Annotated in this window: 11 protein-coding genes and 3 pseudogenes; 10 read left to right on the forward strand and 4 right to left on the reverse strand. The window is 59.8% G+C overall.

What is annotated here, in order from left to right:
- Window positions 1-6 precede the first annotated feature (6 nt).
- The 3 genes from JCM12178_RS05275 (at window position 7) to JCM12178_RS05285 (ending at window position 4,183) form a co-directional block, all read left to right on the forward strand.
- Complete coding sequence (locus JCM12178_RS05275; RefSeq protein WP_054649407.1) at window positions 7-1,341, forward strand: HlyD family type I secretion periplasmic adaptor subunit; 1,335 nt, start codon at window positions 7-9, stop codon at window positions 1,339-1,341.
- A gap of 8 nt (window positions 1,342-1,349) precedes the next feature.
- Complete coding sequence (locus JCM12178_RS05280) at window positions 1,350-2,024, forward strand: transglutaminase-like cysteine peptidase (protein WP_245628634.1); 675 nt, start codon at window positions 1,350-1,352, stop codon at window positions 2,022-2,024.
- A gap of 62 nt (window positions 2,025-2,086) precedes the next feature.
- Window positions 2,087-4,183: an HD domain-containing phosphohydrolase gene (locus JCM12178_RS05285; RefSeq protein ID WP_157054768.1), complete on the forward strand. Its 2,097-nt coding sequence runs from the start codon at window positions 2,087-2,089 to the stop codon at window positions 4,181-4,183.
- An 86-nt stretch (window positions 4,184-4,269) separates the two neighbouring features.
- On the opposite strand, the gene JCM12178_RS05290 is transcribed toward JCM12178_RS05285, so the two are convergent.
- The 4 genes and pseudogenes from JCM12178_RS05290 to JCM12178_RS05305 all read right to left on the reverse strand — a co-directional run bounded on the left by JCM12178_RS05290 (window position 4,270) and on the right by JCM12178_RS05305 (window position 8,399).
- Complete coding sequence (locus JCM12178_RS05290) at window positions 4,270-4,533, reverse strand: RNA recognition motif domain-containing protein (RefSeq protein WP_054649411.1); 264 nt, start codon at window positions 4,531-4,533, stop codon at window positions 4,270-4,272.
- 135 nt (window positions 4,534-4,668) lie between these two features.
- Window positions 4,669-5,894 (reverse strand): annotated as a pseudogene (locus JCM12178_RS05295) (DEAD/DEAH box helicase).
- Window positions 5,895-6,260: 366 nt separating this feature from the next.
- The gene (locus JCM12178_RS05300; RefSeq protein WP_054649413.1) at window positions 6,261-7,157 is read right to left on the reverse strand and encodes a TIGR02285 family protein; all 897 of its coding nucleotides are present in this window, start codon (window positions 7,155-7,157) and stop codon (window positions 6,261-6,263) included.
- A 93-nt stretch (window positions 7,158-7,250) separates the two neighbouring features.
- A complete protein-coding gene (locus tag JCM12178_RS05305; RefSeq protein ID WP_054649415.1) occupies window positions 7,251-8,399 on the reverse strand; it encodes a PQQ-dependent sugar dehydrogenase in 1,149 nt (382 codons plus the stop codon).
- 350 nt (window positions 8,400-8,749) lie between these two features.
- On the opposite strand from JCM12178_RS05305, the gene JCM12178_RS05310 reads away from it, so the two are divergent.
- The 7 genes and pseudogenes from JCM12178_RS05310 to JCM12178_RS05335 all read left to right on the forward strand — a co-directional run.
- Window positions 8,750-10,903, forward strand: a complete 2,154-nt coding sequence (locus tag JCM12178_RS05310) for an MFS transporter (RefSeq protein WP_245628637.1) — start codon at window positions 8,750-8,752, stop codon at window positions 10,901-10,903.
- A gap of 230 nt (window positions 10,904-11,133) precedes the next feature.
- Window positions 11,134-12,903, forward strand: coding sequence for a sensor histidine kinase (locus tag JCM12178_RS05315; RefSeq protein WP_054649417.1), 1,770 nt, complete (start codon window positions 11,134-11,136; stop codon window positions 12,901-12,903).
- Window positions 12,904-12,907: 4 nt separating this feature from the next.
- A pseudogene (locus JCM12178_RS05320) lies at window positions 12,908-13,959 on the forward strand (sigma-54-dependent transcriptional regulator); the annotation flags it as partial.
- Window positions 13,957-14,250: a helix-turn-helix domain-containing protein gene (locus tag JCM12178_RS19415; protein WP_245628638.1), complete on the forward strand. Its 294-nt coding sequence runs from the start codon at window positions 13,957-13,959 to the stop codon at window positions 14,248-14,250. The pseudogene JCM12178_RS05320 and the gene JCM12178_RS19415, both read left to right, overlap by 3 nt.
- Before the next feature lie 333 nt (window positions 14,251-14,583).
- Window positions 14,584-15,230 (forward strand): annotated as a pseudogene (locus tag JCM12178_RS05325) (succinate dehydrogenase/fumarate reductase transmembrane subunit).
- A 13-nt stretch (window positions 15,231-15,243) separates the two neighbouring features.
- On the forward strand, window positions 15,244-17,124 hold the full coding sequence (locus tag JCM12178_RS05330; RefSeq protein ID WP_054649419.1) for a fumarate reductase flavoprotein subunit: 1,881 nt from the start codon (window positions 15,244-15,246) through the stop codon (window positions 17,122-17,124).
- Between the two features lie 24 nt (window positions 17,125-17,148).
- Window positions 17,149-17,662: fumarate reductase iron-sulfur subunit (locus JCM12178_RS05335; protein WP_054649420.1), on the forward strand; the 514-nt coding region annotated here is incomplete at its 3' end.

The raw sequence follows: 17,662 nt of genomic DNA on the forward strand, positions 1-17,662 counted from the left end.
GCCATCATGAAAAACAAACAACACGAACGCGAAACGCTCCTCTACATGTCCGAGGTGGACCAGGCCCTGTACGGGCGCGGCCGCCGTATCGCCTATATCATGTCCTCATCCGTCATCATCATGCTGGTGGGTTTTCTGATATGGGCATACTTCGCCGAACTGGAAGAGGTCACGCGCGGCTTCGGCAAGGTCATCCCCTCCCAGCGCGTACAGGAAATCCAGAACCTCGAAGGCGGCATCCTGAGCGAAATATTCGTTTACGAAGGCCAGCAGGTGGATAAGGACACCCTCCTGTGCAGGTTGCGCAACGAGCAGGCGGCCAGCTACTACCGCGACGCCTTTGCCAAGTCGCTGGAACACCGCGCGGCCATTGCCCGCCTCGTGGCAGAAGTCGATGAAACAGAACCCGTTTTCAGCGATGAACTGAAGGAAAAAGCCCCGCAACTGGTGGAAGACCAGCTGCGCATCTTCAATGCGCGCAAGGAACAGCTTCGCATCGACCTGAGCCTTCTGGAAAGCGAATACCTGCAGAAGAAGCAGGAAGTGACCGAAATGCAGAGTCGCAGGCGGCAGCTCCTCCAGAGCCTCAAGGTGGCCGAGCGGCAGCGGGACATCACCAAGCCGCTGGTGGAAAAACAGATTCACTCCGAACTGGACTTCCTCTCGCTGGAACAGAAAGTCCTTGAGCTTCGCGGCGACGTCGAGGCCCTGTCCCTCGGCATCCCGAGAGCCAGACAGGCTGCGGAGGAAGAGAAAAACCGTATCGAGCAGCGCCGGGCGGAGTTCAAGAGCGAGGCGCTCAACGAGCTGAACGAACGGCGCCTCGAACTCATCTCCATCAACGAGACCCTTTCGGCCCGCAGCGACCGTGTCACCCGCACGGATGTGCGTTCGCCCGTGCGCGGAATCGTCAAGACAATCATGATCAACACCCTCGGCGGCGTGGTCCAGCCCGGCGAATCCATCATGGAGATCGTGCCGCTGGACAGCACCCTGCTCATCGAGGCGGAGATCAAGCCCGCTGACATTGCCTTCGTGCACCCCGGCCAGAAGGCGCAGGTCAAGATCACGGCCTACGACTTCTCCATCTATGGCGGACTCGAAGGCACCGTGGAGCACATCAGCGCAGACACCATTCAGGACGAAAAGGGGGACAACTACTACCTCATCAAGGTGAGAACGAAGTCCAACGCGTTGAGGTATCAGGGAGAAAGCCTGCCGATCATGCCGGGCATGACCGCTCAGGTAGACGTGCTGACCGGCAAGAAGTCCGTGCTGGACTACCTGCTCAAGCCCATCCTGAAGGCGAAGCAGAACGCTGCGGGAACGCTAACCGGATGATCAGCCCCTTGCGCATACGCCGCGCCGCACAGCGCACATTCATCACGGCCCTCGCGGTCGTATGTTTTGCGTGCCTTGCGCCCCGTGCCCATGCGCAGGACTCTCATGACAAGCCGCCGGAACTTTTCGGCACCATGGAATTCAAGGGCACCATCACCCGGCTGCCCAAATGGACCGGCGTGCTCCAGAAAATGCGGCTGTGGAAGGGGTATTTTCAGGGTGCAAAGACTTCGGGGCTGCCCTCGCGCTCCGGTTGGCAAAAACTGAAAGATCAGGTCTCGGACAAGCCACCCATGGAGAAGCTCAAGGCCGTGAACCGTTTCTTCAATCAGTGGCCCTACAGACTGGACAAGGCCAACTACGGCCGGAGCGACTACTGGGCCACCCCGTTCGAATTTCTCAAAAAATCCGGCGATTGCGAAGACTACGCCATTGCCAAATATTACGCGCTCAAAGAACTCGGCTTTTCCGTGGAAGATATGCGCATCGTGGCGCTCAAGGACATGATTCGCAACATCGGCCACGCCGTGCTGGCCGTCTACCTCGACGGCGAAATCTTTGTTCTCGACAACCAAACCGTGATGGTGCTGCCGCACGACCGCTACACGCACTACGTGCCGCACTATTCGGTGAATGAAAAGTACCGGTGGATGCATGTTCCCCGAACCAAGCTTGATGACTGACCACATACAAAGAGAGATCCGGCCCCAGCAGGCCCGAATTTCTATAACCTGATGGAGTTGTTATGAAAAAACAAAAATGGACAGAGGTAGGGGTGCCTAAGGGCACTGGCAGGCAGCGCTTCGGGCTCAAGCTCGGCGTGATCGCCGCATTCGCCGTGCTGTTCGCGCTGGGCAGCCTGCTCATCGCGCAGCAGACCGTCGAGGACAAACGGGAAAGCGTCATCAAAGGCGTGGAGCGTCGTCTGGAGCTTGTCGCCCTTGGCCGTGCCGATGTATTCAACGCGTGGCTCTCCGAGCTTTCCCAGCGTGGAGACAGGCTTATCAAATCCGACATGTTCCGGCTTTACGCCGCAGAGGTGGACACGTTTTCCGGCGACCTCTCGCTCATCTTCGGCGCTGCCGGGGCTGCCGAGGGCGCTGAAGGCGCAGAGCTGGCCGAGCAGCTTCCCATGATGCAGAATATCCTGCGAGAGTTCTGCACCTACTCCGGCTTTGTCTCGGCCCGCATCCTCAACCGTGAAGGGATCGCCTATCTGGCATCGGATGGCCACCTGCCGCCCATGGACGATACTGAAATCGAACGCGCCCAGTCGGCCATGACCGACAGAAAGGCCACCTTCTCACCGCTCAGGAAAACCCCGCAGGGGCTTGCGCTGGACATTTACGTGCCCATCTTCCCGCCTGATGCGAACGGCGACGAAAAACCTGTGGCCGCACTGATGCTGACCCGTCAGGTAGCCGGGAAACTCACCGAACTGCTCTCCAACTCCGCGCTCTCGGCCGAAGGGGAAAAGACGCGGCTCATGCAGGAGACCAACGGCGCATATCAGGAAGTGACGCCGTGGAGCGCTGAAGGATTCAGCACGGTGGTCTTCCAGACCGACTTCAACAACAGCGGCAACCTGCCCTTTGCAGACAGGTCGAGCCTTTCCGATCCGGACCGCAAGGTGTACTCCGTGGGCATAATGACTAACGGTCCGCACTGGTGGGTCGTTCAGGAGATTGACCACGCAGCGGCCACCGCACCGATTCAGACGTTCTCGGGAACGGCTTACACCGTGGCCGGACTCGGCATTCTGGCCATCCTGCTGGCGGGCGGTCTGGCGTGGTGGGTCCGTGCAGGCATGCACAACCAGCGCACCGCCGAAGAATTCCGCCGACTGGCAGAGCACATCGAGAACCAGAAACGTCTGCTCGATTCGATCAACGCCAATATTCAGGAATTCATCACCCTCAAAGACATCAGCGGCAAATACGTTTACGTAAACGATGCCTTTGCACAGGCCGTGGGCCGGAGTGAGGAAGAGATCATCGGCATGGACACCGAGGCCATCTTCGGCTTCGACACAGCCAAACGCCTCAATGCCACCGACAGCGCGGTTTGCACGGAGCACGGCAAGGCGATCATCAACGAGGTCATCTACCTGCAGTCCAAGCGCCACCAGTTCCAGATTTCCAAATCGCCTTACTACGACGGGAACGGAAACTGCCTCGGCGTGGTGGAAGTCTTCCGCGACATCACGGAGTTCGTTGCCGCGCAGGAAAAGAACCGTCGGCTCATCCGGCGCGCGCTCGAAGCCCTCGGCAGCACCATTGAGGCTGCAGACCCGTACCTCGGCGGCCACACAAAGCTCATGGCCGGGCTTTCCGTCGAAGTGGGCCGTGCGCTCAGCCTTCCCGAGATGGACGTGGCCGAACTGGAAACCGCGGCCAACCTCTCTCAGATAGGCAAAATGTTCGTTCCCAAGGACATCCTGACCAAGCCGGAGCGCCTGAGCCCGGAGGAAAAGGAGATCATGGAAACGCACGTGGATTACGCCTACCGCATCCTCAAGGACATCGACATCGACGAAGGCGTGCTTCGGACCATCTACCAGATGAACGAACGGCTGGACGGTTCGGGCTACCCGAAAAAGCTCTCGGGCGAGGCCATCTCGCGCCCGGCGCGCATCCTCTCGGTGCTCAATGCATTCTGCGCAATGATCCGCCCCCGCGCCCACAGAGGTGCCAAGAATCCGCAGGAGGTCATGCGTATTCTTGCCGAGATGAAGGGCAAATACGATCCCGAGGTGTTGCGCGCCCTTGAAGAGACGCTCTCCACCCTGCCGGGGAACGCATCCTCGGCGATTCCGCATAACGCGGCACTCTCCATCAGGTAAAAAGCCCCGGTGCATGGCACCGGGGCTTTTCTTATGCCCACTCCCCTTTTGCAGGGGAGGGGCCTTATGTCAGACGATTCGGAAGACTACCAGCGGGGGCGCTCAACGCGGGGCTTGGCCACGTTGACCTTGAGGTTGCGGCCGCCGAATTCTTTGCCGTCAAAGTTGGCGATGACGGCGTCTGCACCGTCGTCATCCATTTCGACGAAACCGAAGCCACGGGCGCGGCCGGTTTCACGGTCTTCGATCAGGTTGACGGAGGTGACTTCACCGTGAGCGCCGAAAGCGTCGCGGATTTCAGTTTCAGTGGTAGTCCAGGCAAGGTTGCCGACGTATAGTTTCTTGGACATGGTTTCTCCTGTGAGTGTTGTATTGATATCGGTGATGCCGCGAAATTGCAGGCACCATCAAATGGTTGCGTACTTCGGCCCCGACGGGTTCAGCCATCAGGCTGAACACCGTCGAATGGACCGCTGAAAAGCGAGTTAAGCCGCTGCGCCGCGACGGGGACGGGATTTCCGCCTGCCGCCGCCGTTGCTCGGGCGGTTCTGCTTGCGGGGAAGTGTGGAGCGCGTGTCCTTGCGGGCATGCCGGTTGTCGGCCTCGGGGTCGACAATCCGCTCGATGGTGAGGTTCAGGTTCCTTTCGATGGCGCGCACCTGATCGGCGTCATCCGGGGTGATGAAGCTCACCGCGCTGCCGGAGCGACCGGCGCGGCCAGTGCGGCCGATGCGGTGGGTGTAGGTCTCAACGGTATCCGGCATGTCATAGTTGATGACGTGCGTGATGTTGTCGCAGTCGATGCCGCGCGCGGCGATGTCCGTTGCGACCATGACGTTGAAACGACCGTCGCGGAACCCGTTCAGGCTTTCTGGCGCTGAGCCTGACTCATGTTGCCCTGCAGCGAGATCGAATTGTAGCCGCTATTGCTGAGCTTCTGGGCCAGACGTTTGGCCAGATGCTTGGTACGGGTAAATACCAGCATGTTCTGGTGCTCGTCGCGCTTCAGGATATCGTTGAGGATATGGGCCTTGCGGCTCTTCTGGGTCTTGTGAAAGACGTGCTTGATGCTCGTGACCGGAGCCTTCGGATCGACCTTGACGACCTCGTGGTCCACAAGGATGCGCTTGGCAAAGACCTGAATGTCCTTCGGCATGGTCGCGGAAAAGAGCAGGTTCTGGCGCTTGGCCGGAAGCTGGGCGATGATGCGCTTGATGTCCGGCATGAAGCCCATGTCGAGCATCCTGTCGGCTTCGTCGAGCACCAGCGTGTCGATGCCCTTCAGGCTGATGTCGCCGTTGCGGATGTGCCCCAGAAGGCGGCCCGGGCAGGCGATCACGACTTTGGACCTGTGGAAGGCCTTGATCTGCGGGTTCATTCCGACACCGCCGATGATGGAGCAGCTGTTGATGCCCGTGCGGCTGCCGAGTTCGGCGAAGCTCTCGCGAATCTGGAGTGCCAGCTCGCGGGTCGGGGCAAGAACGAGGACGCTGGGGCCCTTTTTGTCGGATTTCTTATTGAGAAGACGCTGCAGGATCGGCAGGGCGAACGCCGCGGTCTTGCCGGTGCCGGTCTGGGCGAGGCCCATGACGTCGCGTCCCTCAAGGACAAATGGAATGGTCTGATTCTGGATCGGGGTCGGCGCGGAGTAACCGCAGGATTTGATTCCCGCCTCAATGCGGGAATCGAAAGAAAATTGCGTAAAGGTCATATTCACCTTGTGTGAAAAGAAAACATGGGCGACAGCGCGTGACGGCAGTCGCTCCTGGGTATCACCAGGGGATACTTGGAAAGCTCTGGTACGGTGAAAAAAATCTCGATGATGGGCGGGACGTCTTAACGGCCCGTTTGGAAAGAAGTAATCATGCGTCCAGTCTCGCGGAGCTCCTGAGTACTTCGTTCATTTATCTTTAAAAGTAAAGAACTTTTTTTAATAAACCTGAAAATAACACGGATTCAGAGCAAAAGACCAGTCAACGTATTCAAGCATATCGTTCATGGCGATCGAACACCTCAAGGCGATTTTATCAGAAGCAGGTGATAATGCTCCATCCCCGATGCAATACATAGTTCCTGTCTATTCGCTCACCGCTTTCTCGGAAAGACCTTGAACACTTTCGATTATATCCATATTTTCTCTATAGCGCTTAACGCTTGCCCTATCCAGCCAGTATTCATACGCAGCATGAAACTCTGACGTGTTGCGATGCTTTCTCAGTATCGCATTTACTCTTTCAGCCAACACCTTCCCCCACTCGTCATCAGGAAAACCAACGTAGGACAACACGTATTCTGGCATCCCCTGCACGGGCAGCCAAATCAAGTCTTCGTCTCTATTCATTGTTCTGGCGACAAATCTCCCCTCTTCAGGATACCCCAGCGCACAGTCCAACCGCTGCGACAGCAGCATGGCAATTATGTCAGCCAGCAAATACACTTTGTGGCTGATAACAATATTCGCATGCCCTCTGTACTTCAGAAGAAGCTCATCAATGGACGATCCATAGGCCCTTTCAGCTGCAACACCCACCTTCATCTGGCTGTGTACAAGGATGTCCTCCAAAGAAACGCGTCCTTCGCTGTCCATGAAAGGCTCGAACAATTTCAAATGGTTCTTGAGAATCAACAGGCCGCTTGGAAAATGGACATAGGTGGGAATTGAGAACAGGATGTACTTTTCACGGTCAGCTCGTTTCAAAAGCGCAGGGTGTACCACACGCTCCTTCTGCTTGAGCATCTCCAGAGACCGGATGAAATTGCTCTGAATCTTTTCGTGTTTATACTCGGGCAGGTTTTCAATGAGCAGATCAGTAACATAATCTCCGTACCCCTTTCCTGAGAACGACCCTTCGGCAATGTGAATGGGGGGAAAGTTGGAGACAAGCCAAGTCACTTTATCCTTTGTCCACCCTTGTGAAGGATAAAACAACATGACGATCAATGCGAAAGAGATGTATTTAACGTTTTTTTTCATACCTTCAATCCGAAATGCACAGGAACTGAACGGGCAGCATATACTATTGGTGAAAGCAACACGCCAGCAATTACTCCGGGAAAACAAAAAACGTCATCTTTCCGCAGGATCCAGCCGTATCAATTTGCCATCGGTCTGATCCGTCAGGATATAGATTCTGCCATCAGGCCCCTGCCGAACGTCACGCACGCGCTCGCTCATGGGGATGGCCTCCTCCCCGGTCACGTTTCCGGAATCATCAAGGATGAGGCGACGCACGGTCTTGCCCCGCAGGCCGCCCGCAAAGAGATCGCCCTTCCACTGCGGAAAAACATCACCAGTGTAAAGGCAGAGGCCGGAGGGCGCAATGCCGGACTGCCAGACCAGCGACGGATCAACCATGCCCGGCAGGCTGGTATACTCGGAAATCTCGAGGGAGAACATGTACTCCTTGCTATACGTGGCCTCGGGCCAGCCGTAGTTTTCACCTTCCGCTATGCGATTCAGTTCATCCCCGCCCTTTGCGCCGTGTTCGCTGGCCCAGACTGTTTCGCGAATCGGGTCATATGCCATGCCCTGAATATTGCGGTGCCCGATGGAATAGAGTTCCGGCACACCTTGACGGGCCTCGAAAGCGCCCCCGTTCACCGGCGAACCGTCGTCATTGAACCGAAGCACCTTGCCAAGGTGGCTCTTGAGGTCCTGCGCGTGCTTGCGTGCCAACTTGCCGTCCACGCGGACCGGCGGGTTGCCGCCATCCCCCGTGGACATGAGCAGGGTTCCATCCGGCAGCCAGACGATCCTGGAGCCGAAATGCTGTCCACCGGCCTTGAGCTGCGGCACCGTGAAAAGTATCTTGATGTTCGAGAAACGCTGCCCGTCAAACCGCGCGCGAGCAAGCGCCGTATGGTTGGCGTGCTTGTTCCCGGTGGCCAGCGTGAAATAGACAAGCCCGTTCGACTTGAAATCCGGGTGCACCGCGATGTCCAGCAACCCGCCCTGCCCCTCGGTCAGGACATCGGGACTGCCGGGAACCGGGCGGATATCACCATCACGAAGCAGAAGCACCCTGCCCGGCCGCTCGGTAATCAGCAGCCCCCCGTCTGGCAGCCACGCCATGCCCCACGGGTGATTCAGCCCTTTCGCAACAACGGTTTTTTCATAACCCGCAGCTTCACGGACGTCTTCGGGGGACATGAACGGCTCTGCCCACACGGGCACGGCCAGCAGGATCATCAGGACAACAGACGCTATGTATCGCATGGCTTCTCCGTAACATATAGATGTTGCTTGGTGCTTGTTCGAAAAACACCGCACAGGATTCAACACCATACAATACTTTTCCGACAATGGACAACCATGCCGCAACAAATCAGACAGCCCTGTTGCTTGAACACGATTGCGAACAACCCATGGGTCTTTTTTTCTTGGCGGAAATGATCTATCCGAAAACAGCGTCGCGGACTCGACCACAGTGAGCCTTCTCCCGGCCCGATATATGCAAACGCCAACGGGAACTACAGCTTCAGCCCCAAACGGATGGACGGCATGACGAACAGCATGAGCGAGACACATACGGCAGCGCGGGACCAGCGGGTCCTTGCTGCGTCATCATCGGCGGTTTTGCCGCTACGCTCGCCATCGGCCTGTTTTCCTTCACCATCCCGCTCTCCAGCCTTGATGAGAAAGTCACCGGCGCATGGCTCGGCAGCGCCTTTGCCGGGTTCTACCTCGCCAAGCTGCTGACCGCTCCCGTTGCCGGGCTGTTCTCGGATAAAGTCGGTCCGAGACCACTGCTTATCGGAGCTGCCGCGTTCGGCTCCGTGGTACCGCTGATCTACTTCGTGGACCAGAGTTTGCCCGTGCTGTACACCATCCAGTTCTGCCTTGGCCTCGTCTCCGGCCTGATGAAACCATTGGGACAGGCGGTCCTCGGCGCCAGCATGCCCCGCGAGACACTGGCCCGTTGCTTCGCCTTCCATACGCTGGCCTTCAACGTGGCCCTTGTGGCCGGGCCGCTTCTCGGCGGACTGCTCTACTTCAACGGCAGCATGATGCCCGTCATCGCAGGACTTTGCGTGTTCATGATCCTCTCCATGCTCGCCACCGCCTTCCTGCTCCCCTTCGGTCTGCACACCAAGACGACACAGGCCACTCCCGCCCGGCAAGAATCCGCCGAGCGGCGATACGCCCCACACCTGTTTCTGGCCCTGACCGGACGAACCCTCGGCATCGGCCTCGCCGCAGCGTTCTATCCGATCATGCTCGCCCAGTCGCTTGCCAATCAGGGCTTCATGCTTGGGCTGCTTTTCGCGTTGCCGAGCTTCGTCACCTGCCTCGCGCTGCCCATCATCGGCCCGCGCCTTCGCAGAGGAAACGGGCCGTTCACCGTGGCTGCGGGCATGATTGTCAGCGGCTGTGGCCTCCTCGGCATCGGCGCCGCGACAACACACTGGGACTTTGCCGCCTACGGCTCCATCATGGGCCTTGGCGCAGCCCTCTCCGCGCCCACGGCCATGGCCCTCGCCTCCGACTTTTCCCGGCGGCAGGGGGCGGTCTTCGGCATGGCCCACGCCGCCGCCGGAACCGGTTTCCTGATCGGCCCAATCATCGGCGGCCTGCTCATCCAGAACAACTACGCCGTGGGCACGGCTCTGCAATTCGGGGGCATCGTCGGCGTCTCTGCGGCCATTCCGCTGCTGCTGAACGGCCCCATCGAGCGACTCGGCCTGACCCGCAGCTGGACCGTTGCCACGGCCATGAGCTGTGCCGTGCTGGCGACGGCCTTCGGCATGGCCTTTCTGCCCGCGGAGCCGACGCTCTCGCCGCCTTCGCGGGACGAACACGTCTACCGCTACAAGGACGTGGCCATGGGAACAGTGGTCCGGCTCACGCTGGAGACCGCAGACAAGAACACGGCAGACGAGGCGGCCCGCAAAGCGCTTGCCGCCATGCGCGAATCCCAGAACGACTACGACTTCCGGCAGATCAGAAGCTCCATCGCCCGCATCAACCGCTCTGCAGGAGAATACTGGGTCAAGCCCACTGCCGAGGCATACGATCTCATCGAACGAGCGCTCCTCTACAGCGAGGTCAGCGACGGCGCGTTCGACCCCACCATCGGCGCGCTGACCACCTCGCCGCTCTACTACGCCATGAGCGACGCGCTGGCCGACTCCAAGCGGCACCTCGTCGACTATCGCCTCGTGGAGCTGGACACCGCCGACAGGCGCGTGCGGCTGAAGAAAAAAGGCATGGCCCTCGACCTCGGCGGCATAGCCAAGGGGGCCATCATAGATGAAGCCGTGGAGCTGCTGCGCTCCCAAGGGATCAGGGCCGGAATCGTCGAGGCGGGTGGGGACTTCCGTTGCTTTGGCGACCGCTCGTGGAAGGTGGGAATCCGTCACCCGAGACAACGCGGAACCTACGCCACGCTCTCCATCCGCGAGCAGGCGGTCTGCGGCTCTGGCGACTACCAGCAGTATGTGGACATGAACGACGAGAGCGGCACCCAGCGCCGCCACCATATAATGAACCCGTTCAGCATGCGCTCGGCCAATCGTTCCATCGGTGTGACCGTCATCGCAGACAGCGCGGAAAAGGCCGATGCCCTCGCCACCATGCTCTTCATCCTCGGGCCGGAAGAAGGACGCCCCCTGATGCGGAAGTTCTTCCCAAGAAGCGCGGCCATGTGGTTCGGCCGGGACAGAACCGTGACCGCGACCACCAATTTCCCGCTCCCCGACGCTCCGGCGGGACGCAGATAGCCCATCGCCGCAAATCGGCACCCCCCTTGCAAACATCCCTGTGACCGCAGACGGTCTTTCTGCGGAAACAGTTGTCGTTACAAAGAGTTACAATACAACAAATACTGCATTTGTTCCGAAAAACTCTTTTCGATGAGCGGATTTCCGCCTATATTGGCAAAAACCGGAAGAAGAAACGCGCCGAAGGGGCGCTTTTCCGGAATACACGATCAACCGGGACGGACGCACACATGCCGATCTTCACGGAGACGAAATTCAGGGCCCTGCCCATATTCACCGGGCTGCTCTTCATGCTCGGCGTTCCGCTCATCGTGGCGCTGCTGGTGCAGTACGACTACCTTCAGGACCTTGAGCGCGTCTCAAACGAACGCCTTGCCCTCTATGAGCGCACCCTCAACTCCGCGCTGCAACGCTATGAATATCTGCCCTTCCTCGTCTCGCAGACAAGCATCATCAAGGAACTCGTCACCAAGGGCGGCAACAAGCTCGAGGTGAACGTCTTTTTGCAGGCGGCCAACCAGAAGGCCGAGTCCGCGGCCATATATGTTCTGAACAATGACGGCATTGTCGTGGCCGCCAGCAACTGGACCGAACGGGACAGCTTCATCGGGCTGGACCTCAAGTTCCGCCCCTATTTCAAGGACGCCATGAAAGGCTCCGGCGGAAAATTCTTCGGCGTGGGCGTCATGGCCGGTGAGCCGGGCTTCTACCTGTCACATCCCATCCGAATCAGGGACGACGTGGTGGGCGTCGTGGCGACCAAGGTTGTGCTCTCGCCGCTCGAAACGCTCTGGCAGGAAGGCGGGGAAACCGTCTTCGTGGCCGACTCCAATGGCGTCATCGTCCTTTCCAGCCGCCCCAAGTGGAAGTACCGCACCCTCGTGCCGCTCTCCAAGGACACCCTCTCGGAAATCCACGAACGCTGGCAGTACCCGGAGCCGAAGCTCAAGGCGCTGGCCTCCCGGACATCCTACCTGCTCGGCTTCAGGGAGCTGCATATCGGCAAGGAGCGGTTCCTGCGCAACTCGCGCTCCATACCGGGCATGGACTGGCAGATCAGCTACCTCATGAACGAAGCGCCCCTCTGGGAGCGCACCCTCGGCACGGCGCTGACCTCTTTCGTTTTGGTCGGCTTGGCCATCCTCACGCGCATGTTCCTGCGGGAGCGCAGCCAGCGGGAGCTGTCACGCCAGCAGGCGATTGAGGCCGAGCGTATTCGAAAAATGAACAAGCAGCTTGCCCTTGAAATCGAGGAAAGAAAGCGCACGGAAAAGGAACTGCGCGCCGCACAGGAAGAGCTTGTGCAGGCGGGCAAGCTGGCCGCGCTCGGGGAGATGGCCACGGCCGTGGCTCACGAACTGAACCAGCCCATCGCGGCCATCAAGACCTATATCGCCAGCAGCCGCCTCATGCTCAGCCGTGGCAAGCTGGACGACCTCTCCCCGAACCTCAACAAGATTTCCGAACTCGGGGACCGCATGGCCAAGGTCACGGGCCAGCTCAAGTCGTTCGTGCGCAAGTCCTCGAACAAGAAGAGCGAGTTCGACCTCAGGCTGGCCATCGACGAATCCCTCACGCTCATGAAGCACCAGTTTCAGGTGGAAGCCTGCGAGCTGGACCTGAACCTTCCGGATTCCCCCATTCAGGTCGTGGGCGACAGGGTCAGGCTTGAGCAGGTGCTCATCAACCTGTTCCGGAACGCGCTCGACTCCATGCAGGACACCCGTGCCGCGCTCATCGGCGTCTCCCTCACCACAGAAGGCGACAAGGCCCGGATACACGTCTGGGACAACGGGCCGGGCATCGCCGAAGAGATCGGAAACCGCCTGTTCGAGCCGTTCGTGACCACCAAGAAGGAAGGCGTGGGCCTCGGCCTCGGCCTTTCCATCTCGTACAAAATCATCAAGGACATGGGCGGAAAGATCCGGGCCGGGAACCATCCCGAACTCGGCGCGGAGTTTTTCCTGCACCTGCCTTTAGCCAACTCCGACAAGGAATGAGACCATGCATGTGATACTGGTCGATGATGAACAATCCGTCAGGGATTCCGCGAGACAGTGGCTTGAGCTGTCCGATTTCACGGTAGACGACTACGAGGACGCCCGCGAGGCGCTCAAGACCATCACCACAGATTACGCGGGCATCGTGCTCTCGGATGTGAAGATGCCCGGCCTTGACGGGCTGGCGTTCCAGAAGGAGATCGCCGCCATAGACCCGCACATCCCGGTGGTCCTGTTTACCGGCCACGGCGACATCGCCATGGCCGTGGAAGCCATTCAGGGCGGGGCCTACGACTTCGTGGAAAAGCCCTTCGACCCGGAACGGATCGTGGAGACCATCAAGCGCGCACTGGAAAAACGGCGGCTGGTCCTTGAAAACCGGCAGTTGAAAAAGGCTCTGGAAGAAAACGAGGGCCTTGATTCCCGGCTGGTGGGCACCAGCCAGCCCATGCGCGAACTCAAGCGCGAACTGACGCACATCTCCCCCACCATCGCCAACGTGCTCATCCTCGGCGAGACCGGCACGGGCAAGGAAGTCATCGCCCGCTCCATCCATGAGATGAGCGGCAGGCGCAAGGCCCCTACCTCGCCCTCAACTGCGCCGCCATCCCCGTGAACATGGCCGAGAGCGAGCTGTTCGGGCACAAGAACGGCGCGTTCACCGGCGCACAGGGCAGCCGCGTGGGCAAGCTGGAGGCGGCCAAGGGCGGCACGCTCTTTCTCGACGAGTTGAGCTCCATGCCCATGGACGTTCAGGGCAAGCTGCTTCGCGCGCTGGAATGCCGCGAGATCACCCCGCTGGGCGACAATACGCCCCGGCCGGTGGAGTTCCGGCTTATCTCCGCCATGAACGACGAGCCCCAGAAGGCCATTGAAGACGGCCGGTTGCGCGAGGACCTGTACTTCCGGCTCAACACCATGGAGATCACCGTGCCGCCGCTTCGCGAACGCAAGGATGACATCCCGCTGCTCTTCTCGTTCTTCCTCGAACGCGCTGCCGACACCTACGGCCGCCCCGCCGAGAGCCTGCCGTCCGAGAGCCTCGCCCTGATGATGAGCCACGACTGGCCCGGCAACGTCCGCGAACTCAAGAGCCTTTCCGAGCGATTCGTGCTCTCGGGGCTCCCTGCCGAGCAGCGCATCCCCAAGCTCCTTTCTGGCAAGGTCATCGACTGCGGGGAATCCTCGGTCAGCCTGCGGGATCAGGTCAGCCTGTTCGAGCGCCACCTTATCCAGAAGTCCATCGACCGCCACGACGGAAACATCAAATGCGTCATGGACGACCTTCAGATTCCTCGCAGAACCCTCAACGAAAAGATGGCCAAATACGGCCTGAGCCGCTCCTAGACTTACCGCTTCGGCGGATTTTCGCTCACCTCTCCTCCGCATTGGGCGAAAATCCGCCGATTCTCTTTTTCCCCGATTATAAAACCCTGCGTCCATGCGGCTTTTCGGCCGCAGGGCGATGGCACGCGTGTTGCTCATGTCACCGCGTTGCGATCCAAAGTTCTGCCAACTGCCACATTCAAGAGGAGGGTTTTATGCGGGACGCTGGGACCATAGGCATCCCTCGCCGAATCGAAGCTCAACCGATGGGCGCATCGCCATGACATCGGTTTCCAACGCGCTGCCCCGGCCCAGGTTATCAACTTTCAATTCCACAAACCACAGGTGAACAGTATGACGAAAGCCAACACAACAATCGTTGCAGGCGCATCACGAGTCGACGCAGGACTCGACTGGCTGCAGATGCTCACCGGCGCGGGACTGATTCTTTTCATGTGGTGCCACATGCTTCTGGTCTCGTCCGTTGTCATCTCGCCGAAGATCATGAACGCCATCGCCCATTTCTTTGAAGCCACCTACATGGCTCAGGTCGGCGGCCCCCTTATCTTCCTTACCTTCCTTGTCCACTTCTTCCTCGCCGCGCGCAAGATTCCCTTCCGCGTCGAGAACCAGAACACCATCTGGAAGCACGCAAAGATGCTCAAGCATCGCGACACCTGGCTCTGGGTCGTGCAGGCCGTCACCGCCATGATCATCCTGATCCTCGGCGCCATCCACATGTGGGTGGTCCTCACCGACCTGCCCATCACCGCCGCCAAGTCCGCCGCACGCATGCAGCAGTTCTGGTGGTTCATCTTCTACATGATCCTGCTTCCCTGCGTGGAACTCCACGTCAGCGTCGGCTTCTACCGCATCGGCGTGAAGTGGGGATTCGTGAAGGCCGAAGGCGCAAGGGCTTCAAGAAGTTCGAGATGACGCTCTTCACCATCTTCATGGTCATCGGCGTCATCACCCTGATCCGCTTTGTAACGTTAGGCTAGCGAGGTTCTTTCAATGCAAACATACTACTCAGATCTGCTGGTCATCGGCGCAGGACTCGCCGGAGAACGCGTCGCCTGCGAAGCGGCACAGAACGGCTTCAAGGCCACCTGCCTCTCCATCGTTCCCGCCCGTCGGTCCCACTCCTCCGCAGCACAGGGCGGCATGCAGGCCGCGCTTGGCAACTGCGCCAAGGGCGACGGCGACTGTCCCGACGTCCACTTCATCGACACCGTCAAAGGCTCTGACTGGGGCTGCGACCAGGAAGTCGCGCGCCTCTTCGCCGACAACGCCCCCATCGAAATGCGTCGCCTCGCCCACTGGGGCGTGCCCTGGAACCGCGTGGTGCCGGGCAAGTCCTTCTTCTTCAAGGGCGGCGAGAAGTTTGAAAAATACGAAAAGGAAGAGAACGAGGGGCTCATCACCGCACGTTCCTTCGGCGGCACCGCCAAGTGGCGCACCTGCTACACGTCGGACGGCACCGGCCACGCGGTCATGTGTACCATGGACAACCGCTGCGCCGAGCTGGGCATCGACGTGTTCGACAAGAAGGAAGCCATCGCGCTGATCCATAACGACGAAACCTGCATGGGCGCGGTGGTCCGCTGCCTGCGCACCGGCAAGCTCGAAGTGTTCCTCGCCAAGGCGACCGCCATCTGCACCGGCGGTTTCGGGCGCATCTACAAGGCCACCACCAACGCGGTCATCTGTGACGGCGGCGGCCACATCATCGCCCACGACACCGGCATGGTGCCCATCGGCAACCCGGAATCCATCCAGTTCCACCCCACCGGCATCGTGCCCACCGACATCCTCGTGACCGAAGGCTGTCGCGGCGACGGCGGAACCCTGCTCGACGTCAACGAAGAGCGGTTCATGAACATCTACGAGCCTGACAAGGCCGAGCTTGCCTCCCGCGACGTGGTCTCCCGCTGGATGACCCACCACATGCGTCAGGGCAAGGGCGTCAAGAGCCCCTACGGCGAGCACCTCTGGCTGGACATCCGCCATCTCGGCGACAAGCACATCTCCACCAAGCTGCGCGAAGTGGACGAAATCTGCCACCACTTCCTCGGCGTTGACCCGAGGCACGAACTGATTCCCGTGCGCCCCACCCAGCACTACACCATGGCGGGCATCCGCACGGACCGCGACGGCGCGGCATACGGCCTAAAGGGGCTGTTCTCCGCAGGCGAAGCAGCCTGCTGGGACATGCACGGCTTCAACCGTCTCGGCGGCAACTCGCTGGCCGAGACCGTGGTCGCGGGCGGCATCATCGGCGGCAAGATCGTCGAATTCCTCAAGGGTTACGAAACCAGCTTCGACACCGGCTCCATCAACGCGCAGGTCAAGAAGCAGGAAGAGCGCATCAAGGACCTCATCAGCGGCCGCAACGGCAAGCTGAACGTCTACGACGTGCGCAACGAAATGCAGGAAGCGCTCATGAAGGGCTGCTTCGTCTTCCGCAACAACGACGGCCTCGAAGAATGCGTTGAAACGCTTCAGGGCACGCTGGAAAAGGCCACCAAGGTCGGCCTCGTCTCCGACGGCGTGGGCGCAAACCACGAGCTGGCCGCCGCGCTGAAGATTCAGGGACAGGTCAAGCTGGCCCTGTGCATCGCGCAGGCCGCTCTGAAGCGCACCGAATCGCGCGGTTCCCACAACCGCGAAGACTACCCCGAGCGCAACGACAAGGACTGGCTCAACCGCACGCTGGCCTACTGGCCCGAAGGCGCGAACATGCCCGAACTCGTCTACGAAGACACCACCTCGGTGTTCGAACTCCCCCCGGGCGACCGCGGCTACGGCGGCGGCTCCATCATCCCCGCCGACGAGAAGTATGTGGAAGAGCGCACGGTCAAGAGTCCGGTCACCGAAATCGGAAAGAAGAAGTAACCCGGTTCAAGAAAGGAATGCATCATGGGTAGACAACTTGAATTCGAAATATTCCGGTACAATCCTGAAAAGAAGGGCGACGTCCCGCACATGCAGACGTTCGTTCTTGAGGAAACCACGAACATGACCCTGTTCATCGCCCTGAACAGGCTGCGCGAAGAGCAGGACCCGAGCCTCATCTTCGACTTCTGCTGCCGCGCGGGCATCTGCGGGGCGTGCGCCATGGTCATCAACGGCAAACCCGGCCTGGCATGCCAGACCAAGACCAAGGACCAGCCCAGCAAGATCACGCTGCATCCGCTGCCGGTCTACAAGCTGGTGGGCGACCTGTCCGTGGATACGGGCGTCTGGTTCCGCGAAATGTACGCCAAGACCGAGTCCTGGATTCATACCACCAAGGTCTTCGACCCCAAGGCTGACGAAGAGCGCATGGACAACGAGGTGGCCGAGCAGATCTACGAGCTCGAACGCTGCATCGAGTGCGGCTGCTGCGTGGCCGCATGCGGCACCGCCCGCCTGCGCGACGACTTCATGGGCG

Origin of the sequence: Salidesulfovibrio brasiliensis JCM 12178 (genome assembly GCF_001311825.1) — a bacterium.
Lineage (GTDB): Bacteria > Desulfobacterota > Desulfovibrionia > Desulfovibrionales > Desulfovibrionaceae > Pseudodesulfovibrio > Pseudodesulfovibrio brasiliensis.